Genomic DNA, 20690 nt, shown 5'->3' with positions numbered 1-20690 from the left:
GGAATTGAAACATTTCTTTAACGGCACCCAGGCCTTTAGCTGCCTCTGTGTTTGTACCTTACCTTGTAGGAATTGAAACTTAAACAAAATTTTGAAAACATAGAGACTTCTTACAAGTTTGTACCTTACCTTGTAGGAATTGAAACAGGTTATTAAAAAGAGTTTTATTGCTGACTATTGGTTGTTTGTACCTTACCTTGTAGGAATTGAAACAAGGAAGATAACAGCGTTTACTACATGGGAGTTGAGTTTGTACCTTACCTTGTAGGAATTGAAACTCTGATTTAACAAACTTTGTTATACGCTCTATAAGGTTTGTACCTTACCTTGTAGGAATTGAAACAGATTAACTAATCCAGCTTTTGGTGGTCGGTTAATTGTTTGTACCTTACCTTGTAGGAATTGAAACGCTACCATTTTTACAATTTCTCTATATGGTATCTGCGCTGCGTTTGTACCTTACCTTGTAGGAATTGAAACCTCTCGTCTCCATACCCAACACGCAACACGTAACGGTTTGTACCTTACCTTGTAGGAATTTAATACCAATAGATACAGGTATACATTTTGCCTTGTAGCAATCTACAATGATTATCATAAAAAATCTCCACACTTAATGTTTGTGGAGATTTTTTTGTAAAATATTGTCTAAATTAATCTTCCATATTATAATGTTATAAAGCTAATGTGAATTAAAAAGGAAGAATCGAGGAGGTTTAAAAATGATTAACAACATAATTTTTGATCTTGGAAGGGTTCTTATTAACTGGGAACCTGAAAAATACATGAAAAAAGTTTTTGACGAAAAGACAATTTCTTTTCTACTGGAAAAAATATTTAACACTAATGATTGGAACCTTATGGATAAAGGAGTTATTGATGAAAAAACACTCTGGGAAAATAAATTAAATCAATATCCAGAATATAAAAAAGAAATTGAGCACATGAAAAATAAAGTTTTAGATCTACTCACCCCAATTGAAGAAAATACAAAGCTTCTTTATACGCTAAAAGAAAAAGGTTATAATCTATACATTTTATCAAATTTTAGCAAAATTGCTTTTCAAAGAGTGTATGAAAAATACGACTTTTTCAAATTATTCGATGGAATGATAATATCAAGCCATGTAAAATCAATCAAACCTGAAGATCAAATATACAAGATCCTTATAGAAAAATACAAAATAAACCCTGCAGAAAGTTTGTACATAGATGACAAAATAGAAAATATAAAGGCAGGAGAAAAATTTGGATTTAAAACAATTCATTTAGAAAAGCCTGAAGATTTAAAAGACAAACTTTCAAAAATACTAAAAATAGATATTTAAAAATGGGGAAGCTTCCCATTTTTAATTAGATTCCCGGCCATCCAAAGTCAAAAGATACTCCTTTTGATACGTGAATACCATTTTTTAAAATTTCAAAAATAACATTAATATATTTTTCTTCAAAAATATAAGTAGTTGTGGTTGAAACTAAAGTATAATCATATTTTTTTTTGGAGCCTAAATTATACTCTAAATACGTATTTAGAACCAGCTGTGTTCTTGTAGAATTGCCTGAAATACTTGCATCTTCAAATTCTGCTTGTATATCATCCCAATATGCTGCGTTTTCAGTTAAAAACTTTCTCCAAATATTTGCTCCAGAAATATAAAGTATTTTTGAATATGTATTATCTACTGTCTCAATTACCTTCTTTTCAACATTTATTGCATCCTTAAAAAGATATGAAAGCAAAAGGGCTGACAAGGCTGAAAAAAATATCAAAATTATTCCCAAAGAAATATTAATAATTCCTTTTTTCATATACTTTTCCCCCTATAAGTTTGGAATCAAAACAATGACTCTTTCTTTAATAATTTTAAATTCCTTACTTTTATACTTCCAAGGAGCATTCCATGTCAAAACAAACTTTAAAGCGAATATTGAAGATAAATCAAAGCTTGAGTCTACTTCAGATAGCGGTTTTTCTTTTATACCATTGCTATAATACATTGCATTTATATCAAAATCTTCAACATTTTCGAGTATATTTGAAATATAAATATTTGAAGTTGAATCGGAAGTTGGAAAATATCTTTCCATATAAATCTTCCCACTTTCCTTTTCAAAAACTATCTTTGTTTGCTTTATCATTACACTAGGATAGCCTGTAAACGCTACAGATTTTTCATATAAAGGATAAACATACTTGTCTTCATCTCTCAAACTAAGAGTTTTATTAGTTTTTGCAAGGTTTATCTCTTTAAACTCAAATATATCTGATGTCGTAACTTCACCAGGATAATTTCCAGGTCCTGAAATTTTATTTGCATCTAACTTTGCAATTCTTGTATAATAGCCATCTGCTGAAGAAGAAAGCTTGTTTTTAATTATTACCCAATTTATTTTCCCAAGATCTCCACCATACAAGGGTGAGTAAGTTCCATCACCATTTCTAACAAAAAAATTCTTGTACGTTACAACATATGTAATATAAAATTCTTTTTTTTGAGAATCTTCATAGTAATCTATTGAATTTGCAATCTTACAATGATCTGTAACTTGAGAATAAACCTCTCCTTTTTGCTCATAACTTCCTTGATCTCCAGGAACAAAAACAGGCTTATACAATTCTTTCAAAAGTTCTCCTCCACTTCCAGCATATTTAAGTTCATTTTCAAGGATATCGAAAAGAAGTGAAATAGAACTTTCAGCATATAAATTTTGAAGATTTATTCTTGAGTTTTTATATGATTCAACAGAATTATCAACAATATAATAAACTATTTGAAAAGTTATTGCTATTATCAACATAGAAACTAAAAGTTCTGAAAAAGTAAATCCTTTTTTCATCTTATCACTCCAAAACCTTTGGTAATGAATTTTCAATCTTTAAAATCTTTTCTCTTGAATCTAGTAATATTTTTATCTCAGTGTTTGAATATGAGCTTTCAAACACGCCAGCATTGTTTTTAAAAAACAAACTATCGTAAGTATAAATTAAAAAAGAAGATTTTTCCTCATCATTTAAATATACCTTAATATTTTCATCAGTTTTAAATGATGAAATAACATTTGAATCGGGTGTCCCATCCAAGTTATTATCTATATAATAACTAAACTCTCCATTAGCATATCTTATACATACAACATCATCTTCAATAATTGCCGTTCTTCTTGCATCAATGAACAAAAAAAGCAGATTTTGTAAAATTCCACTCAATTTTGATTCTGTGGAATAATTTTTATACATCGTTTGAAATCCAACAAAAGAAACAGACATTACAATCGAAATTATTACAATAACAATTAACAATTCTATTAACGTAAATCCTTTATGTGTTTTTACCATTGCTGAGGCACCACCTGAGTTTCAATGTACTTTCCATCTTCAGTCTCAATCCTTACAGTAACTATTGTTATTTCAGGAAAAGTAATAAAAGTTGAATCTGAAGTTAGAGTAAATATGTCACTGCTTTCAATATTCTTTTTAGAAATACTAACTTTATACTTTACACCATTATATTCTTCATAACTATCTTGTGGAACTATACTTGATACATTCAAATAAGTAAGTTCTTCACATTTGTTTAAAAGTAACTCTTCAAGAGATATTAATTCTGAATTCTCCTTTGTTTTTCTCAAAAGACTCCATGATGGCACAAAAGCAACACCAAATGCAAAAACTATTATAATCAAAGTAACTAAAGCTTCGACAAGCAGTGAGCCTCTTTTCATATTAATTATCCCCTCTATTCCAATTAAATCCTTTAATAATAACCTGCGATGGAGCCGTTTCAATTTCATATTTTAAATATTTTAAATGTGGTGCAGAAAACTCACTTTCAGGTTTTAAATCTGCGGATCCGGAACAGGTTTATCAAATTCTATCTCTGTAGTAAAATTTTCTACTATTGTTCCACTAGCATCTGGCATCAAAGGGTAACCGAATGGATCTATAAGGCTTGGATCTTTTATCCCGTTCTTTATATACCTAATTTCAAACGAACCGTTTCCCAACGATAAGTCAAAGCCAATATTTACCTTTATTCTCTTGACAAAATTATTTGGAAGATCCTTTGGTAAAATTCCAACAAGATTTGTAAGATAATCACTTATTAGATAACCCGGAGAAGTTTCATATTCCTTTTGAGTCTGGGTTATTATTTTATAGTAATTACCAGAGTGATTACCATCAGCTGCAACAAAGTCAGGTATTCCATCATTATCCAAATCTGCAATTGTTCCAGCATCAAAATCGTAAGGTGGATTGTTATCTTTTGAATAACTACCGTGTACCAGTTCTAAGCTTAAAAATTTAGGTTTATTGTCCGGTGTTATACCAACTCCCTTAAAAAGGTACACACTTCCCCCAAAATTTTTTCCTTGCCTCCAAGCATCTGTTCCAATAAAAATGTCTTTGTAGCCATCTCTATCTACATCAGTTATCTTTATAATGGTCGGTCCAAAACTTGGAAGAATCTCTGGAGACTTTGAATTTTTTATAGATGGATCGGTTATAACATAATCACTTAGTTTTCCACTTGATGTAGTTAAAACAAGTTTATTATCTGTATCAAATGTCAACTGATTATTAACTATTTTTCCGAAATATACAAAAACACTTTTTTTATCAGTATGACCAACTATAATATCTATTGTTCCATCGTTGTTTAAATCACCTATATCTAAAACTCCTCCTCCTCCATTTGATTCCAAATCTTTATCCTCAAATAATTTAATTATATTAGATTCATCAAAAAAACGTTCACTACCTTGTCCAGGATCATTTAACCAAACCCAGACTCTTCCTTTATAGTCAATATAAAAAACATCTTTGTAACCATCACCATTGTAGTCATAACTTGCCATAGCAGAAACCGTCCATTTTGTAACAAAGTTTTTATCTTTACTGATTCTTTTATACACAGCATCTTCGCCATTGCTGTTTAAAACATCACTAACAAATTGCGCATATTGCCAAGAATTATATGCAAACAAATCTAACTTCCCATCATTATCAAAATCATCAACAATTAAAGTCCCATCGCCATTTTCAACTGGTAATTGATAATATGATGTATTTTCCAAAACTAGTTCATCATCTTTTTTCCCTTTATTTTCTTTTATTACTACATAACCATCATAAGTTAACGATATAATATCTGCATATCCATCTTTGTTGTAATCCACAGAAAAAGTTTGAGAAACCTGCCCAAAAGGTCCATAACCTGGATCTGCTGTAATATCTATAATTTTATAAACATTCACCGCTACAATTTTTTTATCAACAACACGTGTTGAAACATTTTTTACAAAAATAGCCCCCCATGCTTTTTCAGGATATTGCTGACTCCAATTTGAAATAGGAAATTCTGCAGTATAAACATCTGCAAATAAATAATTTAAAACGAAAAAAATCAAAGATAATAATATAAATCTTTTCATATAAATCACCTCTCGTATAAAACTAATAAACTTCATTGATAAAATAAAAAGAATGTGGCTTAGCTCCAATTCCAAAAAACAGAGTTAACTTACCACTCATGTCCATCTCAAATCCACTTTGTAGATACAACTGGTTGTTATTTGGAAAACCAACAAATACATAAAATAGACCATTTAAATCATTTTCCCCATTAACACCTACACCTATTCCAGATTGCTTGTAAAATGGGAAAATGTTTGAAATAAAAATTCCAGAATAAGAGTATGTAGAACTTTCAAAATTGTACATTAAATTACCATATACATATGAATTTTCATTAAGAATATTCAACATACTAACACCAGAAGATAATGAAAAAACTTCATTATTTCCAAGTTGTGAATAAGCAGTTAAATATAAACTAGATGAAAAAGTGTTATTAGAATATACAATACCTGGACTAAAGTTAAAGTTATAGTCAAGGGATGTTCCAGTTGCAAAATAAAAACCTGAAATATCCATATTTAACGATAAATTAGAGTTATAACCAACTCTAAAGACAAAAGGTATAAATGAAACTTCTGTAACCCCATAAAAATAATCTTCTGTATTTCTAAAAAGTCCAGCATTTAAAATGCTAAATCTATCCTTATATAACAAATAAGCATATCCAAGGCCATATTCATTGTAAAAATTCGTATAATCTTTAAAGTATCTTAAGTAATAAGGTGCCAGAACAAGGTCAGAATCTATTGAAGTTTTAAAATCAAATATGCTACCAACACTCCAACCTCCATATCCTCCAAAATCACCCAAAGCAGAACTTGTTAAGAAAAATGGTGCAAATAAAGATGGTAAAAAATTATACTTTTTTTCTTCCAAAAAACTTGCTTTTCTAAATGTATAATCATCCAATTTTGAATTCTCTGCTATTACACTTTCTATAGTACTTGTTTCAAACTTTGTCTTATATACAGCCATTCCATTCTGACTATAACTTACGTAGTAAATTTCATCTTTACTAACTTCTCCATCAAATGCATATAGACCTTTGCTTATTAATCTAAAATTTTTTACATCTAACAATTCCATGTAATTATCAAATTTCATAGTTACATATATTCCATCGTTTTTCTTTTTTAAAAAGGCACCTTTAAGATAATAATTGTCTATTAAATTATTATCCTTGTAGAGAGAATTCCCCACTAAGTAATACAAATTTTCTCCATCAAATGCAATGCTTCTTACAAATCCATTTACAACTATTTCCTCGCTCAATCCATATATTATTGATTCATCAGACTTATCATCATAAATTGAATAAATGACTTTGCCATCATACACATCAAATGCACTAATAAATCCATCAACAATCTTTTCATTCTTGCCTATGTTCCATATTTCTGTCTTATTGTTTGATGATACAAGTGCGTAAATTTCTCCAGAATCAACTTTAAAGTCCAATGCAGAAAGATTATATTTTGTCAGTATATCCCCTTTTTCTAATACAATTAACTCATTTATTGGATTGTCCAAATATCCTGTTGCAGCACCAAACTTACTCTTTAAAATATACAGTTTATTATCAACCTTCTCTATTTTGTAAATTCTTTCATTTTTACCTTCGTATATTTTTTCTCCATCAAACTTTACATTTAAGCTATTAAGCCACTCTGAAACCTCATCTTCAAAATTATTACCAAAATGTGCTCTAAAATCATCAGTAAAAATTTCAGGAAGTCTTATAAGTGAAACATAAGGGATTGAAAAATTCAGCATAATTTCCAACCAACTATACGATTTATTTATAGAATCTTTTAAATATTTATTTACCTTTTCCATTCCATACTTTTTTACAAGATACTCAAGAAAGCCTCCGTTTCCATTGTAAAAAACTTGTCCTACTCTAAAATCATTTGCAATTTTGTCCTGAGGAAAAGTTCCACCAAATGTCGAAAAAAGGGCATCTGAAATTACCGGATTTCTTAATCTCCCGGAATTTTCTGAAAAACTTGACTCAGCAAATACCGTTGGGGCCTCAACCGAAAATTTTCCTAAGCTTGGAGTATACGGCATTTTTAAATCCGAAAGTGTTTTTAAAATACCGTCACTTGGTTTAAGAGTTACAATGTGAGTAAATTCATGTATTAAAAGATATCTGTACCAATCATCAAGAGGAAGATAATTATACATCACTCCAGTAGGATGCCAAGTATAAATTACAATTGTATTATTTTGAAGCGGGTTTGCATAGCCGTTAGTTATAGTAGTCTTTGTTTTTATAAATATATTAATTCTTCCAGGATCATTTTTAAACATATTAACCACATCGTCCCTAATATCTTCAAAGATATTTCCTACCTTAATTGCAAGGTTTTCATAACCTTCTGGATAATAAACTGTAGCATGCTCAAAAATTAATGCTTTTGAGAACAATACAACCGAAAATAATAGAAAAATAAATAACAAAAATTTTTTCACGCTTTTCCTCCCCTTCTTAATATTATTTTGTTAAAATAATTATATCACACAATTTTACCAACAGGTGCAAGGTAAATTACCATCTCGTTATCACCATCAACACCAATTAAGTTATCCATCTTTTCCTGATCATAAGCAGCAACCGCACATGTTCCACAATCTATACTTGTTGCTGCAAGATAAAGGTTTTGACAAACATGTCCTACGTCAATTGCAATTGCCTTGTAAGATTCTGCTGTATATTTCCACTCCGTTCTATATGGAACGGCAACCCAAACAAAAACTACAGCACTATTTCCAACAAACTGCTGCCCTAATGTTGCATCTATAATTTTGTCCTTAAAATCTCCAGGTTTGACTTTGCAAAGTCCATGTTTTAATGATACATATCTATATATGCCTTTTTCCAACCCATCCACATTAAATACAACCAAATAAGTATCAAATGGATGAGTCGCACCTGCTGAAGGAACCGTTCTAAAAACTACTTTTTTGTCTTGAATATACTTTCTAACACCTTGCGTTGCCCAAAGTAAAAACGACAATTCCTGTAGTGACATAGGTGTATCAGTATATTTTCTTATACTCTTTCTCTCTTCTATAACCTCTCTGAGAGGTTTATTTCCTAAATTAAACTCTGGAAGTTTAATTACTTTTTCACAATCTTTTTCAATTTCCGGTTTTTCAATACCTTTTTCTCTATCCGTATTTTTTATTTGCCTCCAGTTAGATTTTAAAAATTCTCTACTTTTCATACTTTCACCTCCACTAAGAGTATATCAAATTTTACAAACAAAAGTTTTAAAATTTTTACTCAAAATTTGTGAATTAATGATATAATCTATTGGGAGGTGTCGTTAGATGAAAGTTTTTATAACTTACAAAATACCTGAATCTGGAATAAACCTATTAAAAGAAAAATTCGATGTTGATGTATACGAAGGTGAAAAATTTTTGACAAAGCAGGAAATGATGGAACGTTTAAAAGACGCGGATGCAGTTGTAACACAACTTAGGGATCCTGTGGATAAAGAATTTATAGACGCAGGAAAAAAATTAAAAATAATAGCAAATTATGCTGTTGGATTTAATAACATAGATGTGGAATATGCAAAGCAAAAAGGAATATATGTCACAAACACTCCTGATGTTTTGACCGAAGCAACTGCAGATATTGCTTGGGCTTTAATTCTTGCTGTAGCAAGAAAAATTATTCCAGCCGATAAATTCACAAGGGAAGGAAAATTTGAAGGTTGGAAACCCAATCTGTTTCTTGGATATGAAATATATGGAAAAACACTCGGAATTATTGGAATGGGAAGGATCGGAAAAGCAGTTGCAAGAAGGGCAATGGGATTTGGCATGAAAATCATATATCATAATAGAAAAAGGGTAGAAGATGATTATAAATACAACGCAAAATATGTAGATCTAGAAACCTTATTAAAAGAAAGTGATTATATCTCCATAAATGCCCCACTTACCAATGAAACATATCATCTTCTAAATAAAGAAAGGCTAAGTCTTTTAAAGAAAAACGCCATCCTTGTAAATACTGCAAGAGGTCCAATTATTGATGAAAAAGCACTGTACGAACTTTTAAAAGATGGAAAAATAGCAGGAGCAGGGTTTGATGTATATGAAAATGAGCCTGAAATTACAAAGGGATTGGAAAAATTAGATAATGTAGTACTACTACCACACATTGGCTCTGCAACATATGAAACAAGAGAAAAGATGTCTATAATGGTTGCAGAAAATATAATAGATGCATTAGAGGGAAAAATTCCAAGAAATTTGGTGTGGAAAGAATGATTAAAATAGCGGTTGCAGGCGGGGTAACAGGGGGCCATTTATATCCTGCACTTGCCGTTCTAAAAGAACTTGAAAAGCTCACTCCAATTGATGTTCTATACTTCACAGTTTCAGGAAAACTCGAAGAAAGAGTTTTAAAAGATTACAATTACAAAAAAGTTTCTCTAAAAATCCAAGGTCTTAAAAGACCTGTTTATTCTATTGAAAATATAAAAAGGTTATTTAAAATCTTTAATGCTAACAATATTGTTCTAAAAGAACTCAAAAAATTTAAGCCGGACATTGTATTTGTAACAGGAGGATACGTAAGCTATCCTGTTGGAACAGCTGCAAAAAAACTAAAAATACCACTTTATATACAAGAACAAAATGTGATTCCTGGACTTGCAAATATTAAATTATCTTCCTTTGCAAAGAAGGTTTTTGTGTCTTTTAAAGAATCTAAGAAATACTTTCAAAGAGATGTCGTTGTAGCCGGAAACCCAATTTTAATACGTCATAAAGAAAATTTGAATTTTGAAAAAAAGACCATTCTAATTGTTGGAGGAAGCGGTGGCAGTGAATTTTTAAATTCACTTGCATGCAAGCTTTCAAATAAACTAAAGGATTATCATTTTATATTATCAAGCGGAAGAAAAGAAGTACCTTGCAAAAGTGAAAATTTAACAATTTTGGATTACATTGAAAACATGTCAGATTATTATAGTGCAGTTTCATGTGCTATCACAAGAGGCGGTGCTACAACAGTAAGTGAATTAATTTTCTTTGATACACCTTCGATAATAATTCCATGGGAAGGCTCCACCGAAGCACATCAAATAGAAAACGCAAAGCAAATTGAAAAACTCGGATTAGGATATGTAATAAGAGAAAAAGAGGTAAATATTGATGAAATAGCTAACAAGATTATCGAGCTTTCAAACCGTGAAAGAAAAGGTTCACCAAAGACAAATCCAGCAATTTTAATAGCAAAAGAAATTAAAAACGAGGTGTTAAAATGAAGATTCACTTCCTTGGAATCGGCGGAATCGGAATGAGTGCACAAGCGATACACGAACACTTCTCAGGAAATGTAGTTTCAGGAACCGACCCATATTCATCGGAACGTGTGAATTATCTAAAAAGCCTTGGAATTCAAGTTTTTAAATCACATCTTCCAGAAAATATCGATAACGCAGATCTAATAGTTAGAACTCCAGCAGTTTCTGAAGATAATGTGGAAGTAAAAAAAGCAAAAGAAAATGGTATACCAGTTATTTCAAGGCTAGAACACCATATATCTATTTTAAGACCATACACTAAAATTGGTGTCACAGGAACGGATGGGAAAACTACCACAACTGCTATGCTTGCTCATGTTTTGTTAAAACTTGGAAAGGATCCCACAGTATTTTTGGGCTCAACGCACCCAATGTTGGAACACGGAAACTACAGAAAAGGAAGTAATATAGCAGTTTTTGAAATGGATGAAAGCCAGCCAGGTTTTGAAAACTATAATCCTGATTATCTCATTATAACCAACATTCGGGGAGATCACATAGAAAATTTCAAAAATTTACAACATTATAACAGTTGTTTTGAAAATTCGTGCAAAAATGTTAAAATATGTGTGTCAAATGTTGAAAATAATATAATAAATAATTCAATAAAGTTTGGACTAAATGATGGGGACTATAAAATAAATAAAATAGAAAATAACAAATTTTCTCAAAAAATTACAATAAATACACCATATGGAAAGAAAAAATTCATTTTAAACGTTCCAGGAGTTCACAACGCACTCAACGCACTTTCAATAATTTCATTGCTCTTTGAAATGGGATATGAAAAAGATTTGGTACTAGAAGCATTTTCTGATTTTTCGCTTCCAAAAAGAAGGTTCGATATATCATATAATGAAAATGATATCGTAATAATAGATGATTATTCTCACACTCCAGTAGAAATTAAAAGTTTACTTTCAACTGCAAAAAGCGTTTTTAAAGACAAAAAAATTACAATAATTTTTCAACCTCACAGATATTCAAGGCTAAAAAGAGAATGGAAGAATTTTTCAGAAGCTTTATCATTAGCAGATAAGATATATATTACTGAAGTTTATGGCGCATTCGAATCAAAAAATGGTATTAGCGCTCGATTAATTGTAGAAAAGATAAATAATGCTATCTTTGTTCAAGAAAAAGAAGAATTACTACAAATTCTACCCTCAGAACCTGGAGTATATATTTTTGCAGGTGCAGGAGATATTATTGAAATTTCAAAGAAATTTAAAGAAAAAGTAGGAGGGCTAAAAGTTTGAGTATAAAGCTGAAGGAAATTTATATAAATGGATTTAAATCCTTTGGCAGACCCGTAAAGATTCCAATATCTCCTAGGATAACAGCAATCGTTGGACCTAACGGTTCAGGAAAATCAAACATTGTTGAAGCTATACAATGGGTCTTTGGAGAGCATTCACTTAAGCAATTAAGAGCTTCAGAAAAATTTGACATGATATTTAAAGGAAACGGAAAAACACCTTCAGCTAGAAGCGCTTTTGTGGAACTTACATTCGATTTTAATGGTCGAGAGTATAAAATAGCAAGAAAATTGGATGCAAGTGGAGAAAACACTTACTATTTAAATGGAGAAAGTGCGCGTCTTAAAGATATAACGGCCTTGCTGGGCTCTAACGCTCTTGTCTCAATAATTGGTCAAGGAAAAATAGATAAAATCGCAATGGCAACTCCACAAGAACTAAAAAAAATATTTGAAGATGCTGCAGGGACATCAGTATATATTGAAAGAAAAAAAGAAGCTCTTTCAAAGCTTGCAGGTACAGAAGCAAACATAGAAAGGCTAAAAGATATAATTTATGAAATTGAGCGAAATAAAAAAAGCCTATATATAAAGGTTAAAAAGGCTGAAAAATACCGCGAATATTCTGAAAAGTTAGAAGCCTTAAGAGAAAAATACTTTGGAGCTATTTACACCTTCGAATCTGAGAAGCTAAAAGAATTGGAAGAAGAATATTTAAAAAATAAAAAACTATATAAAGAAAAGATAAATGAACTTGCAGAAACAGAAAGCCGATGGTCGATCCTAAGAGAAGAATTTAACAAATTAAATAAAAAAATGGAAGACTTCACCAGTCTTCTTGAAACTCAAAAGCAAAGACAAAATCAACTGCTTGAACTCAAAAATTCATATACAAACAGACTTAACGATCTTAAAAGTATCTATGTTGAAAAAATGGCAAAAATTGATTCACTAAAAGAAGAAGCCCAAAGAATCACAGAAAGAGAAAAAGAAATACAGCTAATTCTTGAAAGTTTAAAAAAAGAACTCCTTGAAAAAGAAGAAATTTTATCTAAAGTAGAAGAAGAAAGAAATTTATTAACTTCAAAATATTCCGAAAAAGAAATGAATCTTTTAAAAAAGAAAAATGAATACGATGAAATAGAAAAAAATCTAAACAAACTTGAAAACGAGAAAAAGTCTCTAACAGAGTCGATAATTGATTTGACAGAAAGATTAAAAATGGTTGAAGAACAGCTTGAAACAAAGCTAGAAAGATCAAAAGAACTTAACGAAGAAATAAGTGAACTTTCGCAAAACTCAGAAAAATATGATAAAAAGACAAAGGAATTGCTTGAAGAAATAGAACAATTAAAGCAAGAAATGCAATCCATAGCAGGTCAAAGAGAGTTTTTAAAAGAAAACCTTGAAAAAATTGTTCATAGAAAAAAGGAAATACAATCTGAGATTTTTGTCATTCAAAAACAACTAAATGAATATCAAGGATTTTCAAACGCTATTAAAAGGATTTTTGAACAAAAAGATCAATTCCCCGGTATTATTGACGTTATTGCAAACATCATAGAAACAGATGAAAAATATGTAGAAGCTATTGAAGCTTTACTAGGAGGAAGGTTGCAGCATATAGTAGTTGAAAGTGCCGAGGTTGCAAAAAAAATATTAAATTTTGCAAAAAACAATAAAATCGGTAGGGTAACTATTATTCCTTTGGATTTAATATCTGCAAAGTCATCTAATATCAACCTTCCAAAAAACGCAATTGACTTTGCCAAAAATCTTGTCAAAGTAAAAATAGACGAAAAAGAAAAATTATTAAATTATCTATTTGGAAATGACATTGTAGTAGAAAATATAGATATTGCTGTAGATATAAAAAGAAAATACAATCTAAGAATAGCAACTTTAGACGGTGAAATAATAAGTTCAAGTGGTGCAATGACAGGAGGAAAATATGAAAATTCTACGTCATTTCTTGCCAGAAAAAACTTACTAGAAAATTTAAAAAACGAGCTTGTTGAAAAAGAAAGGATAGAAGCAGAAATAACAAAAAAACTAGAGAATCTTAAGATAAAACTAGATGAACTTAGAAATTACAGTGAAGTAGTAAATAGCGAACTTTTAGAATATTCAAGTAAAAGCTCATCTTCAAAAAGGCTATTACAAGAACTAGTAAGATCTGAAAGTGAACTTAGTAAAGAAATTAAAAATCTTGAAAAGTTAAAAAATGATTATTCATTAAAAGTCCAGGGAATGAATGAAAGGATAAAAGTTATAGAGTCAGAAATAGAAAATTCTAACAATACATTAAAACTTTTAAAGAAAGAGTTGGAAGATTCAAACAAAGAAATGTTTGAAGATAAAGAGAAATTGGAAGAGATTAATGAAAAATACATGGAACTTCAAAGCGAAATTCGAACATTGCACGAAAGAAAATTACAATACGAAGGTGAAATTACAAGAGCTTTGAAAAGAAAAGATGAAATTGAAGTAGAAATATCCACTTTTTCTAAAGAAGCAAAAAGTTTGAGAGACGAAATTGACTCAATTGAAGAAAACATAAAAGAATTAGAACAAGAATTGAATACATTAAAATCAGAAACTGAAGCTTTATTCAAAAGCATGAATGAAGATAAGAGTGGAAAAAATGATAAAGTTAAAGAACTAAAAGAAATAGAAGAAAAAATGGAAAAACTACGCGAAGAAACTGAAAAGATAAGGGAAAAAATGCATTCTCTTGAGCTTGAAATACAGGCCAAGAAGATGAAAATAGAAAACATAGATGAAAAATACAGAAAGCTCATAAGGATTTCAGAAGATGAGGTAAATACCATAAAAAAAGAAATGGATGATCTTGAAAATAAAATAAAATACATCGGACCCGTTGATTTTGAAGCCGAAGAAGAATACAAAGAAGTTGTAAAAAAATACGAAGAGCTTGAGCTTCAAAAAAAGGACCTTGAAAATGCAAAACAAAAATTAATTGAATTAATAGAAAAAACAGATGAAGAAGCAACGCAGGTATTTATGAATACCTTTAATACTGTAAGAAAGACATTTAAAAAATACATAGAAGAGCTGTTTTTTGGCGGAAAAGGCGATATAAAACTTCTTGATAAAGAAAACGTTTTAGAAAGTGGTATAGAAATAGTTATTTCAAAAGCTAATAGCAGAGCACAAAAGTTGCAGCTTTTATCGGGTGGCGAAAAAGCATTGGTCGGCCTAGCGCTTTTAATGTCACTTCTTGAAGCTCAACCAAGTGCATTTTACGTTCTAGACGAACCAGATGCTCCATTAGATGAATTTAACGCCGAAAGATTCAAAACGCTATTGCAAAACTCAAACGCACAGATTTTACTAATAACGCACAAGAAGAATGTAATGGAAGCGGCAGAAATAATGGTTGGAATTACAAAAGTTGATGACATTTCAACTATTGTTCCAGTAAGATTGGAGGAGGTAGTATGAGGCACTTATTCTATTTACAACAATTTTTTGAAAGACTTCCATCACCAGCATTTATAAAAGACAACAAATTTAGATATGTCTGGATTAACAAGGAATGGAAAAAAACTTATGAACTTGATGATAGAAAAGCCATAGGAAAAACCGATCAAAAAATTTTCGGAAATACAATTTCCGAAAAAATCGAAGCAAAAGTTATTAAATCGAAAAAAAATCAAGAGTATGAAAAAGAATATAAAGACAAATTCTTCAGAGTCGTGGTTATTCCTATTAGGCTTGGCGATGGAACATACGGCGTTGCAGGAATTGAATTTGACGAAACAAAGAGATATTTTAACGATTTAGTACTTCAAGCCAACCTAAAAGTGTCGGAAATAATTAGAGAACTTTTAGTATCACCACTTGAGAGTAAAGACTTTTTTGTTGAAAGACTCCTTGATAAAGTTCAGGAAAAAATGCACTTGGAAAAGTATGCATTAATAAAAAATAATGAAATTATAAAAAGTTTCTTTCCAGAAAATGTATGTTTAAAAGCAATGACTAAGGAAGGAATAAAAGAGTTTAGCGTAAATACTGTAAAATACATTGTCATACAATTTGACGAGTACAAAGTTGTTATCAATAGCTCTCCAATTACAGCTAAACTTACTAATTACATCGTTCCTTTAATTTTACCAAAAGTTGAAAATGTTTTGTCAAAGATAGAAAACGAAGCAAGAAAAAAACAATATTATACAACCATGGAAAAAATGGTTGAAGCTGTTATTTCATGGAAAAAAGAAAAGCTTGAAGATTTTCTCCAAAAAGTGCTTGAAGATATTGTTCAAATTATACCTGAAGCAGAAAAAGGAACCGTGTGGTTAATAAAAGATGGAAAGTACAAATGTGTTGCCGAAGTAGGATACAAAGATGCTACAAAACTTGAATTTCCACCAGAAAAATCCTCATATGGTCAAAAAATTGAGGAAATGATAAAAGAAGGATACACAGTATTCGAAATTGAAGGGGCAAAAGATCTAGTTTCAACAAGCCCGCTTGCAGAAACATTTAAAAAATACGGTATGTTCGATCCAAATTTTAGACCACTTTTGGGAGTATTCAAGGTTGGAAATAACGTTATTGGAAATATTTCAATAGATAATTTTTCAGGGATTTCCTTTTCAAGTGAAAGTAAAAAAATTCTAGAACAATATGTAAAAATACTCTCGAATTTTTTAGAAGAATATGAAATTTAGACTACAAAAATTGCTTGACTTTGCATCTAAACAGGAAGAATTAATAAAGCAAGAGCTTTTTAAAGTAAGGATGGAAAAAAAGAAAATTGAAGAGGAAATTCAAAAAACCGTAGATTACTTAAAATCTCTGGAAAATGAAATTTTCGGAAAACAAATAAACGGTTTATATTTGAATATGCTCCTTGAAATTAAAAACTCTGGAGAAAAATACATAGAAAGCTTAAAAGATAAGCTTTACGAAATATCATTAATGGAAGAAAAAGTTTTAAAAGACTATCTTGAAAAGAGAAAAGAAAGAAAATCTTTGGAAAAGCTTAAGGAAAGGTTTAAAAATAAAGAATATATAGAACTTCAAAGAAAGGATATTAAAAATATAGACGAGATAGCCGAAAGAAAGCACTTTTTTGGAGGGGAAAAATGATATACCTGTACAAGTTTATCGGCAGTTTTGTTCAATTTCCTGGAATTTTAATAGCATTTTTTTCTCTTTTAACTTTATATTATTTTTTAAAAAAACGCCAAATTTGGCGATTTTTTCTTATTTTATCAATAGTTTTTTATCTAATTTCTTCTCCATTTTTTGTATATTTTCTATCAAAAAGTTTCTATATAAAAGAAAAAAATATTCCCGACTCACAGAATTCGGTAATTGTGATACTGGGAGGCGGTATCACTTTTTTTGATGGAAAATATGAAGTAGGAAATCATACGCTTAAAAGACTTTTAAAAGGATTTGAAATTTATAGAAAAACCAATGCCCCAATAATAATTAGTGGTGGTGTAATTGGAAAAGGAATTAGCGAAAGTGCAATAATGAAAGATATCTTAGTAACTTTCGGTGTAAATATTAATGATATAATTGTTGAGGATAAGGCAAGGACAACAAAAGAAAACGCAATTTTTGTATCAAAACTATTAAAAGGAAAAAATTTTGAAAATATTATACTTGTAACTTCATTTCTTCACATGAAAAGAAGTATAATGCTCTTTGAAAAATACTCAAAAAAAAATATAATTCCTATTGTATGTGATTATCCAATAGATTATAGAAACAGTTTCTTAGATTACCTCCCCTCTGCAGAAGCACTTTATACATTTTCCCAAATTACTCATGAATTTTTTGGGATCCTAAAAGGTGGTTAAATGAGAAAAGGAAATTTAATATCTATAGTGTTAATTGTATTTTTGATCTGCAGCTTTATACTATTAAAGATCTGGCAAGTACTATATATAAGGCTTAATGGTATGCCATAATGAAAGGATGGTGAACCTATGTTTCCATTGTATGATACTATACCTAGCAGAAAAAAGCCGTACATTACATATACGATTATATTTATAAATGTTGTCATATTTTTATACGAACTAATACTTAATAACGCTGAACTTCAACAATTTTTCTTTAACTATGGTGTAGTTCCACTAAGATATACTCACGTATTAACAAATAAAATAAAATATGTTTATCAATGGAATCTAATAGAAAACATAATTTATTCAAATCCTATTTTTCCGTTTATCTCACACATGTTCGTACACGGTGGTTGGTCACATATACTTGGAAATATGTGGTTTTTGTGGATTTTTGGTGATAACGTTGAAGATAGGATGGGACATTTTAACTATCTTCTTTTTTATTTAACAGGCGGATTATTTGCATTATTTTTCCATATGGCCTTTAATCTTTTCTCTCCTTACCCTCTTGTAGGCGCATCGGGTGCTATTTCCGCAGTTATGGGAGCATACTTTGTTAACTTTTGGTATTCAAAAATTGTTTCCTTGGTAATATGGTTTGTCCCATTTTTAATTGAAATTCCCGCATTTATTTATCTTTTTATATGGTTTACTATACAAATTCTAAACGGAACATTATCTAACATAACAGGTTCAGGTGTTGCATATTGGGCTCACGCAGGTGGTTTCATATATGGAATGATTATTGGCAGCAGGGTAAGGAGGAGGTATTATATATGAAAAAGGTGGTAATATTAACAACCGGCGGAACAATTGCAATGGTTAAAAATGAACAAGGTGTAGTACCATACGATAAGGGTAGTGCTTTGATAAGTGAAATACCATCGCTTAAAAACCTTGGTGTTAAAATTGAAGTCAGAGAATTTTCAAATATACCAAGTCCTCATATGACTCCACAGAAAATGTGGGAACTTTCAAGAACTATAGATGAAATTCAAAAAGATGATGATGTTATAGGTGTTGTAGTAACCCATGGTACGGACACACTTGAGGAAACTTCTTATCTTTTAGATTTGACTTTAAAGTCTGAAAAACCTGTTGTTTGTACTGCAGCTATGAGAAATATTGGTGAACTTGGAACAGATGGTCCAAGAAATGTTTATTCCTCTGTATTAACAGTTTTATCTCCGCAAGCAAATCAAATGGGTGTAATGGTCTGTTTAAACGATGAAATCCACGCTGCAAGAGAAGTAACAAAAACTTATACAAGCAACGTAGCAACTTTTGATTCTCCCGGATATGGTCCTTTAGGAATTGTTGATGAAGATAATGTCATATTCTTTAGAAAATCTCTTACAAGGGAAAAAATTTTAGTCGATAAAATAGAAGAGAGAGTGGCACTAATAAAGACTTTTACTGGAGATGATGGAAAGCTATTAAAATATGCAGCAGAAATAGGCTATAAAGGAATAATACTTGAAGGATTTGGAAGAGGAAATGTTCCACCATTAGTTGCAGAAGCAGTTGAGGAAGTTATAAAGGAAAAGCAAATACCTGTAATAATTACCTCAAGATGTTTTAAAGGTAGAGTATACCCTGTGTATGGATATGCTGGTGGAGGAGCTGATTTAAGAAAAAAAGGTGCTATTATGAGTGAACATCCAATAGGGCAAAAAGCAAAGATAAAATTAATGGTTGTTCTTGGAAAAACAAGTAACCTGGAGGAAATAAGACAATATTTTGAACCTAACATTTCAAGGAGGATTATACTGCATGAAGGATAAAGATTTAAAGGCTGCTTTTTTTGTTGGAATATACGCTTTAATTTTTCTGATTTTCTGTATTATTTTTGATACAATTCTTAATATCTTTGTTTTTACATTAATGTCTGTTTTGATTGTGAATCTAATTGCCAAATTTTTCAAACTTATTAAAATTTCTACAAAAAGTTCCATAATCTTGGGACTAATAATTTACTTCTTCATAATTATTTATGGTATAATATTAATAATCCCATCTGTAGCTCAACAATTTGGAGAATTTATTGCTACAATAAATTCGGTCTTTGAGAATAAAGCATGGGAAAGTTATCTAGAAAATAATCCAGACCTTCTCAGCGGAGTAAATGACGTTATGAATTGGATAAGGCCAAAATTGAATGATCTGACAACTTCTTTGCTAAATAACATAGCAAAAGGAACACCTACATTTTTTATAACAATATTCTACTCAATCTTACTTACAATATACATCCTCCTGTACTCCTCATGGTTGAAAAACACATTTCCTAATTTATTTCCGAAAGATATTAGAAATGATGTAGCAACTTTCTTTGACAAAGTATATTCTACTCTTTCTAATTTTGTAAATGTTGTAGTAATTAATGCAGTAATAACAGCCATAGCTTTTTATATCGTGTCATCGTTTTACTTTAAGGAACTTGCAGCCATATTATCATTTTGGGCAGGTATAACAAACTTAATACCAATTGTTGGAGTCTTTTTTGAATATGTACCGGTGTTTTTATTCTCGCTAACACTCGGCCTAAAAGGATTTATCATTGTTAATATTTTCGTTATAGCTATTCATCTTGCTCTTTTCATAATTTTTGTAAATGTTATGAAGATGAATCTTAATTTGAATCCTGTTTTAATGATAATTGCCATAATTATTGTTAACCAGATATTTGGTCTTGTTGGTACATTTTTTGCTGTCCCACTCTTAATATTTATTGTTGCCTACTGGGAGAAATTTGTAAAACCAAAGTTTGAAACTTAATTTTTTGGAGGTGG

The 20690-nt window shown here is 30.3% G+C and carries 18 protein-coding genes and 1 CRISPR repeat array (1 of these 19 running past the window's edge); of the genes, 11 read left to right on the top strand and 7 right to left on the bottom strand.

The genetic code is table 11. The features are described from left to right. A CRISPR array of direct repeats spans positions 1 to 545; the repeat unit is 30 nt; unit sequence GTTTGTACCTTACCTTGTAGGAATTGAAAC; it reaches 757 nt to the left of the window's first position. Between the two features lie 177 nt (positions 546 to 722). Continuing rightward, the gene (locus tag OB7_RS05135; RefSeq protein ID WP_114702693.1) at positions 723 to 1328 is read left to right on the top strand and encodes an HAD family hydrolase; all 606 of its coding nucleotides are present in this window, start codon (positions 723 to 725) and stop codon (positions 1326 to 1328) included. 25 nt (positions 1329 to 1353) lie between these two features. Here OB7_RS05135 and OB7_RS05130 read toward each other — a convergent pair whose 3' ends face one another. The 7 genes from OB7_RS05130 to OB7_RS05100 form a co-directional block, all read right to left on the bottom strand. Continuing rightward, positions 1354 to 1809, bottom strand: a complete 456-nt coding sequence (locus tag OB7_RS05130; protein ID WP_114702692.1) for a hypothetical protein — start codon at positions 1807 to 1809, stop codon at positions 1354 to 1356. 12 nt (positions 1810 to 1821) lie between these two features. Continuing rightward, positions 1822 to 2838, bottom strand: a complete 1017-nt coding sequence (locus tag OB7_RS05125; protein WP_114702691.1) for a PilW family protein — start codon at positions 2836 to 2838, stop codon at positions 1822 to 1824. Positions 2839 to 2842: 4 nt separating this feature from the next. After that, the gene (locus OB7_RS05120) at positions 2843 to 3337 is read right to left on the bottom strand and encodes a prepilin-type N-terminal cleavage/methylation domain-containing protein (RefSeq protein ID WP_114702690.1); all 495 of its coding nucleotides are present in this window, start codon (positions 3335 to 3337) and stop codon (positions 2843 to 2845) included. Beyond that, positions 3331 to 3723: a hypothetical protein gene (locus OB7_RS05115; protein WP_004101283.1), complete on the bottom strand. Its 393-nt coding sequence runs from the start codon at positions 3721 to 3723 to the stop codon at positions 3331 to 3333. Before OB7_RS05115 ends, OB7_RS05120 begins: the two co-directional genes overlap by 7 nt. A gap of 114 nt (positions 3724 to 3837) precedes the next feature. Further along, positions 3838 to 5433 carry an FG-GAP repeat domain-containing protein gene (locus tag OB7_RS05110; protein WP_249031019.1) on the bottom strand — a complete coding sequence of 532 codons (1596 nt, stop codon included), beginning with the start codon at positions 5431 to 5433 and terminating at the stop codon, positions 3838 to 3840. A gap of 22 nt (positions 5434 to 5455) precedes the next feature. Beyond that, a complete protein-coding gene (locus OB7_RS05105) occupies positions 5456 to 7894 on the bottom strand; it encodes a hypothetical protein (RefSeq protein ID WP_114702689.1) in 2439 nt (812 codons plus the stop codon). 44 nt (positions 7895 to 7938) lie between these two features. Beyond that, positions 7939 to 8649, bottom strand: a complete 711-nt coding sequence (locus OB7_RS05100; protein WP_012580039.1) for a SagB/ThcOx family dehydrogenase — start codon at positions 8647 to 8649, stop codon at positions 7939 to 7941. 106 nt (positions 8650 to 8755) lie between these two features. Between OB7_RS05100 and OB7_RS05095 the strand changes: the two genes are divergently transcribed. From OB7_RS05095 to OB7_RS05050, 10 genes are all read left to right on the top strand, one after another. After that, positions 8756 to 9709: a 2-hydroxyacid dehydrogenase gene (locus OB7_RS05095; RefSeq protein ID WP_012580038.1), complete on the top strand. Its 954-nt coding sequence runs from the start codon at positions 8756 to 8758 to the stop codon at positions 9707 to 9709. Further along, entirely contained in the window at positions 9706 to 10710 is a 1005-nt protein-coding gene (locus OB7_RS05090; protein ID WP_114702688.1) for a UDP-N-acetylglucosamine--N-acetylmuramyl-(pentapeptide) pyrophosphoryl-undecaprenol N-acetylglucosamine transferase, read from the top strand. Before OB7_RS05095 ends, OB7_RS05090 begins: the two co-directional genes overlap by 4 nt. Next, positions 10707 to 12008: a UDP-N-acetylmuramate--L-alanine ligase gene (gene murC, locus OB7_RS05085; RefSeq protein ID WP_012580036.1), complete on the top strand. Its 1302-nt coding sequence runs from the start codon at positions 10707 to 10709 to the stop codon at positions 12006 to 12008. Before OB7_RS05090 ends, murC begins: the two co-directional genes overlap by 4 nt. Beyond that, the gene (gene smc, locus OB7_RS05080) at positions 12005 to 15472 is read left to right on the top strand and encodes a chromosome segregation protein SMC (RefSeq protein ID WP_114702687.1); all 3468 of its coding nucleotides are present in this window, start codon (positions 12005 to 12007) and stop codon (positions 15470 to 15472) included. Before murC ends, smc begins: the two co-directional genes overlap by 4 nt. Then, the gene (locus OB7_RS05075; protein ID WP_114702686.1) at positions 15469 to 16704 is read left to right on the top strand and encodes a PAS domain-containing protein; all 1236 of its coding nucleotides are present in this window, start codon (positions 15469 to 15471) and stop codon (positions 16702 to 16704) included. Before smc ends, OB7_RS05075 begins: the two co-directional genes overlap by 4 nt. Beyond that, the gene (fliJ, locus tag OB7_RS05070; protein WP_041427206.1) at positions 16694 to 17125 is read left to right on the top strand and encodes a flagellar export protein FliJ; all 432 of its coding nucleotides are present in this window, start codon (positions 16694 to 16696) and stop codon (positions 17123 to 17125) included. Before OB7_RS05075 ends, fliJ begins: the two co-directional genes overlap by 11 nt. Further along, the gene (locus OB7_RS05065) at positions 17122 to 17847 is read left to right on the top strand and encodes a YdcF family protein (protein WP_114702685.1); all 726 of its coding nucleotides are present in this window, start codon (positions 17122 to 17124) and stop codon (positions 17845 to 17847) included. The genes fliJ and OB7_RS05065 overlap by 4 nt, the downstream gene beginning before the upstream one ends. Positions 17848 to 17976: 129 nt before the next feature. Continuing rightward, the gene (locus OB7_RS05060) at positions 17977 to 18678 is read left to right on the top strand and encodes a rhomboid family intramembrane serine protease (RefSeq protein WP_012580031.1); all 702 of its coding nucleotides are present in this window, start codon (positions 17977 to 17979) and stop codon (positions 18676 to 18678) included. Continuing rightward, on the top strand, positions 18675 to 19682 hold the full coding sequence (locus tag OB7_RS05055; protein ID WP_012580030.1) for an asparaginase: 1008 nt from the start codon (positions 18675 to 18677) through the stop codon (positions 19680 to 19682). The genes OB7_RS05060 and OB7_RS05055 overlap by 4 nt, the downstream gene beginning before the upstream one ends. Further along, complete coding sequence (locus OB7_RS05050; protein ID WP_012580029.1) at positions 19672 to 20676, top strand: AI-2E family transporter; 1005 nt, start codon at positions 19672 to 19674, stop codon at positions 20674 to 20676. Before OB7_RS05055 ends, OB7_RS05050 begins: the two co-directional genes overlap by 11 nt. Positions 20677 to 20690 lie beyond the last annotated feature (14 nt).

Source organism: Thermosipho africanus Ob7, from assembly GCF_003351105.1.
GTDB lineage: Bacteria > Thermotogota > Thermotogae > Thermotogales > Fervidobacteriaceae > Thermosipho > Thermosipho africanus.
The sequence above is the reverse complement of the archived record's forward strand: the minus strand, read 5'-3'. Positions and strand labels throughout refer to the sequence as shown.

Bases quoted from the DNA above. Each gene is read 5' to 3' on its own strand.
- OB7_RS05135 (WP_114702693.1), top strand. From the start codon at position 723: ATGATTAACAACATAATTTTTGATCTTGGAAGGGTTCTTATTAACTGG.
- OB7_RS05130 (WP_114702692.1), bottom strand. From the start codon at position 1,809: ATGAAAAAAGGAATTATTAATATTTCTTTGGGAATAATTTTGATATTT.
- OB7_RS05125 (WP_114702691.1), bottom strand. From the start codon at position 2,838: ATGAAAAAAGGATTTACTTTTTCAGAACTTTTAGTTTCTATGTTGATA.
- OB7_RS05120 (WP_114702690.1), bottom strand. From the start codon at position 3,337: ATGGTAAAAACACATAAAGGATTTACGTTAATAGAATTGTTAATTGTT.
- OB7_RS05115 (WP_004101283.1), bottom strand. From the start codon at position 3,723: ATGAAAAGAGGCTCACTGCTTGTCGAAGCTTTAGTTACTTTGATTATA.
- OB7_RS05110 (WP_249031019.1), bottom strand. From the start codon at position 5,433: ATGAAAAGATTTATATTATTATCTTTGATTTTTTTCGTTTTAAATTAT.
- OB7_RS05100 (WP_012580039.1), bottom strand. From the start codon at position 8,649: ATGAAAAGTAGAGAATTTTTAAAATCTAACTGGAGGCAAATAAAAAAT.
- OB7_RS05095 (WP_012580038.1), top strand. From the start codon at position 8,756: ATGAAAGTTTTTATAACTTACAAAATACCTGAATCTGGAATAAACCTA.
- OB7_RS05090 (WP_114702688.1), top strand. From the start codon at position 9,706: ATGATTAAAATAGCGGTTGCAGGCGGGGTAACAGGGGGCCATTTATAT.
- murC (WP_012580036.1), top strand. From the start codon at position 10,707: ATGAAGATTCACTTCCTTGGAATCGGCGGAATCGGAATGAGTGCACAA.
- OB7_RS05075 (WP_114702686.1), top strand. From the start codon at position 15,469: ATGAGGCACTTATTCTATTTACAACAATTTTTTGAAAGACTTCCATCA.
- fliJ (WP_041427206.1), top strand. From the start codon at position 16,694: ATGAAATTTAGACTACAAAAATTGCTTGACTTTGCATCTAAACAGGAA.
- OB7_RS05065 (WP_114702685.1), top strand. From the start codon at position 17,122: ATGATATACCTGTACAAGTTTATCGGCAGTTTTGTTCAATTTCCTGGA.
- OB7_RS05060 (WP_012580031.1), top strand. From the start codon at position 17,977: ATGTTTCCATTGTATGATACTATACCTAGCAGAAAAAAGCCGTACATT.
- OB7_RS05055 (WP_012580030.1), top strand. From the start codon at position 18,675: ATGAAAAAGGTGGTAATATTAACAACCGGCGGAACAATTGCAATGGTT.
- OB7_RS05050 (WP_012580029.1), top strand. From the start codon at position 19,672: ATGAAGGATAAAGATTTAAAGGCTGCTTTTTTTGTTGGAATATACGCT.